The 10673-nt window shown below is 63.6% G+C and carries 9 protein-coding genes; 2 read left to right on the top strand and 7 right to left on the bottom strand.

The genetic code is table 11. The features are described from left to right. Window positions 1-104: 104 nt before the first annotated feature. The 5 genes from C2U70_RS27405 to C2U70_RS27385 form a co-directional block, all read right to left on the bottom strand. Window positions 105-1190: an IS5 family transposase gene (locus C2U70_RS27405; RefSeq protein ID WP_140981747.1), complete on the bottom strand. Its 1086-nt coding sequence runs from the start codon at window positions 1188-1190 to the stop codon at window positions 105-107. A gap of 194 nt (window positions 1191-1384) precedes the next feature. Beyond that, window positions 1385-3007 (bottom strand): benzoylformate decarboxylase, encoded by a 1623-nt coding sequence (gene mdlC, locus C2U70_RS27400; protein WP_140981746.1) that lies wholly within the window; start codon window positions 3005-3007, stop codon window positions 1385-1387. A 133-nt stretch (window positions 3008-3140) separates the two neighbouring features. Beyond that, entirely contained in the window at window positions 3141-3995 is an 855-nt protein-coding gene (locus C2U70_RS27395; protein ID WP_140981745.1) for an FAS1-like dehydratase domain-containing protein, read from the bottom strand. 15 nt (window positions 3996-4010) lie between these two features. Then, complete coding sequence (locus tag C2U70_RS27390; protein ID WP_140981744.1) at window positions 4011-5114, bottom strand: CaiB/BaiF CoA transferase family protein; 1104 nt, start codon at window positions 5112-5114, stop codon at window positions 4011-4013. 9 nt (window positions 5115-5123) lie between these two features. Beyond that, window positions 5124-6305, bottom strand: a complete 1182-nt coding sequence (locus C2U70_RS27385) for an acyl-CoA dehydrogenase family protein (RefSeq protein ID WP_140981743.1) — start codon at window positions 6303-6305, stop codon at window positions 5124-5126. Window positions 6306-6442: 137 nt separating this feature from the next. Between C2U70_RS27385 and C2U70_RS27380 the strand changes: the two genes are divergently transcribed. Further along, the gene (locus C2U70_RS27380) at window positions 6443-7363 is read left to right on the top strand and encodes a LysR family transcriptional regulator (protein WP_140981742.1); all 921 of its coding nucleotides are present in this window, start codon (window positions 6443-6445) and stop codon (window positions 7361-7363) included. Window positions 7364-7483: 120 nt separating this feature from the next. On the opposite strand, the gene C2U70_RS27375 is transcribed toward C2U70_RS27380, so the two are convergent. Continuing rightward, on the bottom strand, window positions 7484-8758 hold the full coding sequence (locus tag C2U70_RS27375; RefSeq protein WP_140981741.1) for a cytochrome P450: 1275 nt from the start codon (window positions 8756-8758) through the stop codon (window positions 7484-7486). Between the two features lie 91 nt (window positions 8759-8849). Then, the gene (locus tag C2U70_RS27370) at window positions 8850-10115 is read right to left on the bottom strand and encodes a cytochrome P450 (RefSeq protein ID WP_140981740.1); all 1266 of its coding nucleotides are present in this window, start codon (window positions 10113-10115) and stop codon (window positions 8850-8852) included. Window positions 10116-10396: 281 nt separating this feature from the next. Between C2U70_RS27370 and C2U70_RS27365 the strand changes: the two genes are divergently transcribed. Beyond that, window positions 10397-10673 (top strand): DUF898 family protein (locus tag C2U70_RS27365; RefSeq protein WP_140981739.1); only part of this gene is annotated, 277 nt, incomplete at its 3' end.

The raw sequence follows: 10673 nt of genomic DNA, 5'->3' as shown, positions 1-10673 counted from the left end.
CAGTCTGCTGAAAAACCGGCAAATTCGTTGCTGATTGGCGTTTGGGTTGGACCTTGGTCGGAAGTTTGATGTCGGAGCGGCGATTGCCTCTCCGATCGGCGACCTCAACCTGCGACGAGCTTGGGTATCCGGACGAGGTTGTAGGCAATCAGATTGAGCAGGAAGTCGGCGGCGACGCGAGCGATGCCCCGATGTTTGGTCTTGCGCATGGTGCCATGCTGCTTGCCCCATCCGAAGATGCACTCGACCATCGCCCGCCGTGACTGGGACATGCTGTAGCCCGGGTGCCGCGTTGTGCGCTCGTCGATGGCGCTGTTGCGGGTCTTGCCGGTTTTGGTGACGGCCTGGTTCTGGGTCACATGCGGCGTCACGCCGATGGCACGAAGATTGTCGACATGCTCGGCCGTATCGTACGCCTTGTCCTCACCGGCGGTGATGCGGCGGCCTGCGGCTTTGCGTCTCGCCTTCAGCATCGCCTCTGAAGCCCGGCGTTCGGCGGTACCATTGGCATGCGTGACCTTGCCGGCTACCGCCAGCCCGTGCCGGTTCTCCATGGTGGCGTGGCCCATATAGCAAAGCCTGGCCTCTCGCCCGGCCGCCTTGCGATAGAGCCGGCTGTCAGGGTCGCTGGTGCTCGCATGGGTGTCGTTCTTGCGCTTCTGGCCATGGAAGTTGGCGCCGTCATCATCGTCGCCGCTGCCGTCCTTGGGGCGAAAGCTCTTCTGTGAAGCCCAGGCCTCGATCAGCGTGCCATCCACCGAGAAGTGCTCGCTCGACAACAGGGGCTTCACATCCGGATGGTTCAGAAGCTTCGCCATGAACTTGGCGAACACCCCGCCGTTCTCCAACCGGGCACGGTTCTTCGTAAACGTTGTCGGGTCCCAGACCGGATCATCCGGCGAAAGCCCCACGAACCAACGATACAGCAAATTATAGTCCAGCTGTTCCATCAGCTGTCGTTCCGAGCGGATGCCATAAAAGGCCTGCAGCAGCAGAGCACTCAACAACTGCTCGGGCGGGATCGAAGGACGACCTTCCTTCGAATACAGCCCGCTCAATGTCCGGTTCAGATCGCTCAGAACGTCACGTACAAGATCTCGTATCTTGCGCAACGGGTGGTCCTTCGGAACCCGCGCCTCAGGCAAAACATACGAGAACAGTCCACCCTGATCCTCGAACTTGCCACGCATCCCCAGCCTCCGAGATCCAATGCAAATCAGTGAATCACGAAATTCCGACAAAAACGATAGTTTTTCAGCAGACTGCTAGAGCATGATCCGGAAAAGTGTGAAGCGGTTTTCCGAAAAGATCATGCTCAAACAAAGAGCTAAAGCGCGATGACGATTCAACCAAATCTCATCGCGCTTTAGGCCTGGGACAGCGGTCAGTGCTTCTGTGCGTAAAGCAGCGGCACCGCTGAATCCACGACCACCTCGACCAGGCTCGTGCCTTTGAACGTCAGGGCGCGCTTCAGCGCATCCCCAAGCTCGCCCGCTTTCGTCACCCGCACCGCGTCGCACCCCATGCTCTCGGCGAGCTTGACGAAATCGATGCCGGGCAATTCGAGGCCCGGCACGTTGCGCACCTGCATCACCTGGCTGAAGGAGCGCATCGCCCCGTAGCCGGAATTGTTGATGACGACGATGGTGAGCGGCAGCTTGCGCTGCGCGGCGGTCCATAGCGCCTGGATCGAGTACATCGCCGAGCCGTCGCCGATCAGGCAGACGGTGCGGTCCTTCGGCCGGCCCAGCGCCATGCCGACCGATGCGGGCAGTGAGTAGCCGAGGCCGCCGCTCGACATGGTGTAAAAGCTGTCCTGGCCGCGCATCGGCATGAACTTTTGCATCGCGGGGCGATGCGAGGGCACTTCCTCCACCAGCGCGGCGTTCTCCGGCATCGTCTGCGACAGCGTATGTAGCAGAAATTCGACCGGCAGCGGATCGGCCGCCTTCGGCGCCGGCGGCAACGCACGGCCCTTCGGCGCCGCGCGCTTGCTCTCCGGCAGCCTATCGAGCAGTGCGGAAAGCGCCGGCTTCATGGTCGCGACGATGCTGGTGCCTGATGGTGTCACGGCGGCGGCATCGGGATCCTCGGTGATCTGGAAAATGGTCGTGCCGCCGTCGAAGATCGCCGCGTGGCCTTCGACATGGAAGGTGAACACGGGCGCGCCGATCACCACGACGAGGTCGTGCGCGCGCAACGCATCCGAGAGCTGCACGGGCGAGGCGTGCAGGAATCCTGCGAATTGCGGATGACGTTCGGGGAACGAGCAACGCGCCGAGAACGGGCTGACCCAGACCGACGCCTTTGCCTTTTCGGCGACGCGCACCATCAGGCCGACGGCACCGGCGCGATCGACGCCGGGGCCGACGACGAGGGCAGGGTGCTTGGCTGTCCCGAGCGCTTTTACCAGCGCCTGCATCGCATCCATGTCAGGGCCGATCTCGCGGCTGACCATGCGCGTTTCGATCGGCGAAGTCGCGTGCGTCCAGTCGTCGATCGGGATCGACACGAAGGTTGGCCCGCAGGGCGGCTGCATCGCGGTGTAATAGGCGCGCGCGATCGCGGCCGGCACGTCCTCGGCCCGCGCGGGCTCGACGCTGTACTTTACGTAAGGCCGGGGAAACTCCGAGGCGCGCTCGGCGTAGAGAAACGCCTGCAGCGGTAGGATCGAGCGTGCCTGCTGGCCGGCGGTGATCACGAGCGGCGTCTGGTTGCGATGCGCGGTGTAGATATTGCCGAGCGCATTGCCGACGCCGGCGGCCGAATGCAGGTTGACGAAGCCGGCATTGCGCGTTGCCTGCGCATAGCCGTCGGCCATGCCGACGGCGGAGGCTTCCTGAAGGCCGAGTACATAGTCGATATCGCTGGGCCAGTCGCCGAGAAACGGCAGCTCGGTCGAGCCGGGATTGCCGAATACTTTCTTGATGCCGAAGGAACGCAGCAGGTCGAGGGTCGCTTGCTTGACGGTGACGGATTTGCTGCCGGTCTTGCCGTTCTTGGACACTGTTTCCGTCCCCCGTTGTTATTGACGCTATCAGCCATCCGTCATTGCGAGCGTGGCGAAGCAATCCAGACTGTCACCGCCGGAAAGATTCTGGATTGCTTCGCTGCGCTCGCAATGACGAGGAGGAAGCAGTCTACCACGCCGCCGTACCCTTCATCGTCGGCTGCCCCTCGGCATTCGCCGTCCACAGCTCCAGCTCGCCATCCACCTCGTTGGCGTTGATCGAGAACTCCGTGCCTTCGAACAGCGGCTGCAGGCCGCGGTAGCGGAATTTCGCCGGCGCTTTGCCGCCGCGGAGCTTTGCCGCCATCTCGATGATCAGCGCCGCCTGCAACGGGCCATGGAAGATCAGGCCCGGATAGCCCTCGACCTTGGTGACGTAGTCGCGGTCGTAATGGATGCGGTGGCCGTTGAAGGTCAGCGCCGAGTAACGGAACAGCAGCACCGGATCGGAGACATGGCTCTCGCGGTGCTGCGCCTTGGGCGGCGGGGGCGGAGCCTTCGCCGGCCCGGCCGGTTGCGCGCTCGTCATCTCGCGATAGACGATGTCCTGCCGCTCGCGGATCGCGATGCCGCGTGGCGTCGTGATGACATGCTCGACCGCGACGAAGCACAGCGTGCCGGTCGATCCCGTCTTCACGGTGACGTCGGCGATTTGCGAGCTTCGTGTCGTCTCGTCGCCGACGCGCAGGGAATCGAGGAAGGCGATCTCGCCGCCGGCCCACATCCGGCGCGGCAGCGGCACCGGCGGCAAAAAACCGCCGCGGGTCGGGTGGCCGTCGGGCCCGAGCATCGACATCGGGAACACAGGCTGCGCCAGGCACCAGTGCACGGTGAACGGCGCGGCGTCACCCGTTTTGGGCTCGCCGATGTCCTGGAACAGCGTTGCGCGCAGCCCCTTCACGAGCTGTGCGGTGACGATGTCGGTCGCCTCCTGGGTCCGGCCGATCCACTGCCGCAAATGATCGATGTCGAGCTTCTCGGTCATGACGCCTCGCTCTTGTTATGACTTCTTGCTGGGCCGTTCGCCGATCGCCGGCACGGCACCATAGCTGCGCGTCTCGCCGACGATGATCGGCGCCGGCGCGGGATAGCTGACACGGCCGTTCGGGGTATCGACCTCGATGCGGCGCAGATGCGGATGGGTCGTGAGATCGGCCATGGTGTTGACCTCGGCAAAGGCGATGTCAGCATCCGACAGCCGCTTCAACAGCTCATCGCGCGTCATCTTGCCGAAGGCGTCTGCGACCGTGGTGTCGGTGAAGTCGCGGTTGCGCACGCGCTCGACCATGTTGGCGACGCGCGGATCCTTCGGCAGTTCGGGTTGGTCGAGCACCTCGGCGCACAGCGTCTTCCATTCGCGCTCGCTCTGGATCGAGATCAGGATGTCCTTGCCGTCCTTCGAGGTGAACACGCCATAGGGTGCGATCGAGGGATGACGCAGGCCCATCCGCTTCGGGGGATTGCCGGCCTCGGCATTGAGCAGCGGCACGGTGCACCAGTCGGCCATCACGTCGAACATGGAGATACGGATGTCACAGCCCTTGCCGGTGCGCCCGCGGCCGATCAGCGCCTCCAGGATCGCGGCATGCGCGGTGGCGCCGGTCGCGACGTCGACGATCGACATGCCGACGCGCGAGGCGCCATCGGGATTGCCGGTGATCGAGGCAAGCCCGCTCTCGGCCTGGATCAGGAGGTCATAGGCCTTGCGATGCGCGTAGGGGCCTTCGTCGCCATAGCCGGTGATCGTGCAGGAGATCAGGTTGGGATAATCCTTCAGCAGCCGCTCGCGCGAAAAACCGAGCTTGTCCATCGAGCCCGGCTTGAGGTTCTGGATCAGCACGTCCGCGCTGGCGATCAGCTTTTCCAGCTCGGCGCGGCCTTCCTTGGTGGCGAGATCGACCACCGCCGACTGCTTGCCGCGGTTGAGCCAGACGAAATAGCTGCTCTGGCCCTTGGCTGCCGCGTCATAGCCGCGAGCAAAGTCGCCCTCGGGCCGCTCGATCTTGATCACCTCGGCGCCGGCGTCCGCCAGGCGCGAGGAGCAGAAGGGCGCCGCGACCGCCTGCTCGACCGCAATCACCCTGATGCCGTCAAGTGCTCCCATGGCAAGACCTCAGTACGAACGCGGCAGGCCGAGCACGTGCTCGGCGACGAAGGACAGGATCAAATTGGTCGAGATCGGCGCCACCTGGTAAAGCCGCGTCTCGCGGAATTTGCGCTCGACGTCATATTCCTCGGCAAAACCAAAACCGCCATGGGTCTGGATGCAGGCATTCGCCGCCTCGAAGGAGGCGTCCGCCGCCAGCATCTTTGCCATGTTCGCCTCTGCACCGCAGTCGAGACCGGCCTCGTATTTGCGGGTCGCTTCCTTCACCATCAGCTCGGCCGCGCGCATCGACGCATAGGCCTTTGCAATCGGGAACTGGATGCCTTGATTTTGGCCGATGGGACGGCCGAACACCACGCGCTCTTTGGCGTAGTTCGTCGCCTTCGCGATGAACCATTTGGCGTCGCCGACGCATTCGGCTGCGATCAGGATGCGCTCGGCATTCATGCCGGACAGGATATAGCGAAAGCCCTTGCCTTCTTCGCCGATGAGATTTTCGGCGGGCACCTTCATGTCCGTAAAGAACACCTCGGTCGTGGCGTGGTTCATCATGGTGCGGATCGGGCGGATCTCCAGCCCGTTGCCGCGGGCTTCGCGCATGTCGACGATGAACACGGAGAGGCCATCGGTGCGCTTCTTCGCCTTCTCCTTTGGCGTGGTGCGCGCCAGCAAGATCATCAGGTCGGAATATTCGGCGCGGCTGGTCCAGATTTTCTGGCCGTTGACGACGTAGTGGTCGCCTTCGCGGCGGGCGACGGTCTTGAGCGAGGAGGTGTCGGTGCCGCTGGTCGGCTCGGTGACGCCAAAGGCCTGCAGGCGCAGTTCGCCGGTCGCGACCTTCGGCAGATACTTTGCCTTCTGTGCGTCATTGCCGTGCCGGAGCACGGTGCCCATCGTGTACATCTGCGCATGGCAGCCGCCGCCATTGCAGCCGGCGCGCTGGATCTCCTCGAGGATCGCCGCCGCCGCCGACAGTTTTAGCCCCGCGCCGCCATATTCCTCGGGGATCAGCACCGAGAGGTAGCCGGCCTCGGTGAGCGCGTCGACGAACTCCTTCGGATAGGTCATCGAGCGATCGAGCTTGCGCCAGTATTCGCCGGGAAACTGCGCGCAGAGCTTTGCCACGGCGTCGCGGATGTCGGAGTAGTCGTCTTGAGAGTGTTCTTGGGAATGTTGTTGTTGCGTCATGGCGTTTATCTTGGCGTTTCCCGTTGGGTGCGGTTGAAAGGATAGCACCTGCCGCTTCGCCGGCGCTGTCTGGACAACGCCAACCCCCTATGCTCATTTGTTATAGCGTATGGAGTAGCGTTCGAAGATTGGCAAGCATGGATTTCCGTCAGCTCAGGACCTTCAGTTGCGTCGCCGAGCTCGGCAGCCTGAGCAAGGCGTCGGACACGCTGCGCGTGGCGCAGCCGGCGCTGAGCCGCCAGATCAAGCTCCTGGAACACGAGCTGCGTGCCGAGCTTTTCACGCGCAACGGCCGCGGCATGGTGCTGACCGAAGCCGGCCGCCTGCTGCTCGCGCGCACGTCCGGCATCGTGCGCCAGATCGACCAGATCCGCGACGACATCCAGTCCGCGCAGGGCCCGCCCTCCGGCCAGGTCGTGCTCGGCCTGGTTCCGACCGTGAGCTGCGTGCTGTCGGCGCGCTTCGCGCGGCGTTGTGTGGAGACCTATCCCGGCATCTCGTTGCGCATCGTCGAGAGCTACAGCGGGCATCTCGTCGAATGGCTGCATCGCGCGGAGATGGACCTTGCGATCCTCTATGGACGCTCGGCCGATCTGCATCTGACCACGCAGAGCCTCGGCCGCGACCAGATCGTTGCCGTCGGCCCGCGCGGCTGCGGCCTGTCGCGCAAGAAGAGCGTCGAGATCGGCTGGCTGCTGCGGCAACGCCTGGTGCTGCCCTCTCATTCGCACGGGCTCCGCGCGCTGATCGAGCACGCCGCCGCGCAGAAGAAGATCAAGCTCGACGTCAAGCTCGAGGCGGATTCTTTCCGCGTGCTCACGAGCCTGGTCGAGGAAGGGCTCGGCTTTGCGTTGTTGCCGCCGTCCTCGGTCCATGCCGAGGTTGCCGCGGGGCGGCTCGAGGCGGCGCCGATTTCAAAACCGATGTCACGCGAGCTCATCGTGGCTTCTCCGATCGACCGCCCGGTGTCGACGGCGACCGCCGCCGTCACGACCCTGCTGCGCGAGGAAATCGCGGCCTGCCGCAAGGAAGGCGTCTGGGACATCAAGCTGGCCTGAGGGGGCGCTGAGCCAAGCCGGCCCACCCCCCGTGCTTACGGCACGGAGCGGCGGCGTTCTCTTCGCATCTGGTTCAGTCTGTCATGCCGGGATTTTATAGCCGGGCGGTGTCGCTTTTGCTCAGGCGGGAATCCGCACCGGCAGCGTCTCATAGCCCTTGATGAAGCTCGAATAGATCCGCTTCGGCTCGCCGACCACCTCGATGCGGTCGAAACGCTTCAGCATCTCTTCCCAGACGATCCGCAGTTGCAGCTCGGCAAGCCGCATGCCGACGCAACGATGGATGCCGAAGCCGAAGGAGAGATGCGTGCGCGGCCGCGGACGGTCGATGATGAAGTCGTTGGGACGGTCGATCATCTCCTCGTCGCGGTTGCCGGAGACGTACCACATCACGACGCGGTCGCCCTTCCTGATGTGCTTGCCGCCGATCTCGGTGTCCGCAAGCGCGGTGCGGCGCATATGCGCGAGCGGCGTCTGCCAGCGGATCACCTCGGGCACCATGGTGTCGATCAGCGCCGGGTTGGCGCGGAGCTTGTCGTATTGCTCGGGATTCTCGTTCAGCGCCAGCACCGAGCCGCTCATGCTGTTGCGTGTGGTGTCGTTGCCGCCGACGATGAGCAAAATGATGTTGCCCATGAGATTGTCGGGGTCCATGTGGCGCGTCGCCGGATTATGCGCCATCAGCGACAACAAATCGCCGCGCGGCTCGGAATTGACGCGCTCGTTCCACAGCTTCGACATGTAGGCGTAGCATTCGTCCATCTCGCGGCGCCGCTCCTCGGCGGACGCGACGATGCCGCTCTTGGGCAGCGCGGTGGAGACGTCGGACCAGCGCGTCAGCTTGCGCCGCTCCTCCCAGGGGAAGTCGAACAGCGTCGCCAGCATCTGCGTCGTCAGCTCGATCGAGACGCGCTCGACGAAATTGAAGGTCTCGTTGCGCGGCAAATTGTCCAGCACGGTCTGCGAGCGCTGGCGGATCAGTTTTGCCAGCTCGTCCAGATGCGTCGGCGTGAACATCGGCGACACCGTCTTGCGCTGCGCCGAATGTTTTGGCTGATCCATCGCGATGAAGCTCGGATAGTCATAGCCCGGGGGAACGTCGCGGATCGAGATGCCGCCCAGCGTGGAGTCGGAGGAGAAGATGCCGTGATTGGTGTCGACATGCATGATGTCGTTGTATTTCACCACCGACCAATAGGGCTCGATCGGCGCGTTGGTGCAGTAATGCACCGGCTCTTCCTTGCGCAGCCGCTCGAACCACGGCCACAGCGTATCGTCCTGGAACAGGCGGGGCGCACCGGGATGGAATTTGTCCAGCGGCGTCGCATAGGCCTCCTCGCGCGCGCGGCGCATGCGCTCAGTCCTGTCCACCTTGAGCGGAGTTTGGATGTTCATGGCTGTCGCTCCAGTGTGTTCGTGCGCCCCGCATGCGGGGGAAGGCGTCGTCGCAAATCCCTGATGTTATATACTATAAGATAGCTGCGTCTCACGCCGCAATCTTCACCGGCAGGGTTTCAAGACCCTTGATGAAGCTCGAATAGACCCGCTTCGGCTCGCCGACCACCTCGATCCGGTCAAAGCGCTTCAAAATCTCTTCCCAGATGATCTTGAGCTGCAGCTCGGCGAGCCGCAGGCCGACGCAACGGTGGATGCCGAAGCCGAACGACAGATGCGTCCGCGGCCGCGCGCGGTCAATGATGAATTCGTAGGGCCGCTCGATGGCCTCCTCGTCGCGGTTGCCCGAGACGTACCACATCACGACCTTGTCACCCTTCTTGATCTGTTTGCCCCGGAACTCGAAATCGGCGAGTGCGGTGCGGCGCATATGGGCGAGCGGCGTCTGCCAGCGGATCACTTCGGGCACGAAACTGTCGATCAGTGCCGGGTTCTCGCGCAGCTTCCTGTACTGGTCCGGATGCTGGCTCAGCGCGTGGATCGAGCCCGACATGGTGTTGCGGGTGGTGTCGTTGCCGCCGACGATCAGCAGAATGAGATTGCCGAGAAAATTCTTGGCGTCCATGTCGCGGGTCGCCGGGCCGTGGGCCATCATCGAGAGCAGATCGCTCTTCGGCGGCTGGTTCGCGCGCTCCTTCCAGAGCCGCGCAAAATACTCGGCGCATTCCACGAGCTCCGCCTGTCGCTCCTCTTCGGTGGCGACGAGGCCATCAGGGCCGGGAATGGTGGTGGCGACATCGGACCAGCGCGTCAGCTTGCGGCGGTCCGCCCAGGGAAAGTCGAACAGCACCGCGAGCATCTGCGTGGTGAGCTCGATCGAGACCTGATCGACGAAGTCGAAGACATCGCCGCGCGGCAGATGATCGAGGCATTCGGCGGAGCGCGCGCGGATCGCATTGGCGAGCTCGTCCAGATGCGTCGGCGTGAACATCGGCGCCACGGTCTTGCGCTGGGCGGCATGGCGCGGCGGGTCCATGGAGATGAAGCTCTCGCGGCGCAGGTCCGGATCGATGTCGCGGATGGTGATGCCGCCGAGCGAAGAGGCCGAGGAGAACACCGAATGATTGGTCTCGATCTCCATGATGTCGTTGTACTTGGTCACCGACCAATACGGTCCGAACATCGAGTCCCTGCAATAGTGTACGGGATCTTCGCGGCGCAGCCGGTCGAAATAGGGCCAGAACGTATCGGTCCTGAACAATTCGGGATCGCCGGGATCGAATTGTTCCAGCGGCAGCGACGAGGCGCGTTCGCGCAACGCGTCGAGCTTCGCGGCGCTTTCAATAGTGCCATGCATGACCGGCTCTCTCCCTGACGTCGCGCGCGATTTTTCGATATTCTGCGCTGCGGTATTTTGGGGTGCAATTACAACCGTTTGCGTGCGCCGGGGCAAGGGCGAGTTTTGCCACAGCGCGGCTTATCACATCACGTCTGCGGGGTTGGTCGAAGACGTGGCGCCGGTGAACCCAGGTGTTGGGCAGGTCACACTCGCCTGCTACGGACTCGAACCGGCATGGCCTGACAACCGACCAATCTCTATAGTTTTGTCAGGATTCGCGTGCCATTCGAGGTTGATCCGTGAATGATTTTCAATGGACCCCGGTCGGTCCACCCCAGCCGATTACGCCGCCACCGCTGCCGCCGGCGGGGATCGACTTCACGGGCGATCGCCGCGCGTTCACGCGCCTCGTCTCCAAGGGCGCGGCGCTCGAGCTCGTCACCTTCGGCTTCTACCGCTTCTGGCTCGTCACCGATATCCGCCGTCACCTCTGGTCGAACACCTCGGTCAATGGCGATGCCGCCGAATATACCGGGCGCGCAAAAGAGCTGCTGATCGGCTTCCTGTTCGCGCTCG

This window comes from Bradyrhizobium guangdongense, from assembly GCF_006483445.1.
GTDB lineage: Bacteria > Pseudomonadota > Alphaproteobacteria > Rhizobiales > Xanthobacteraceae > Bradyrhizobium > Bradyrhizobium guangdongense_A.
This window is presented reverse-complemented; position numbering and strand designations above follow the sequence as displayed.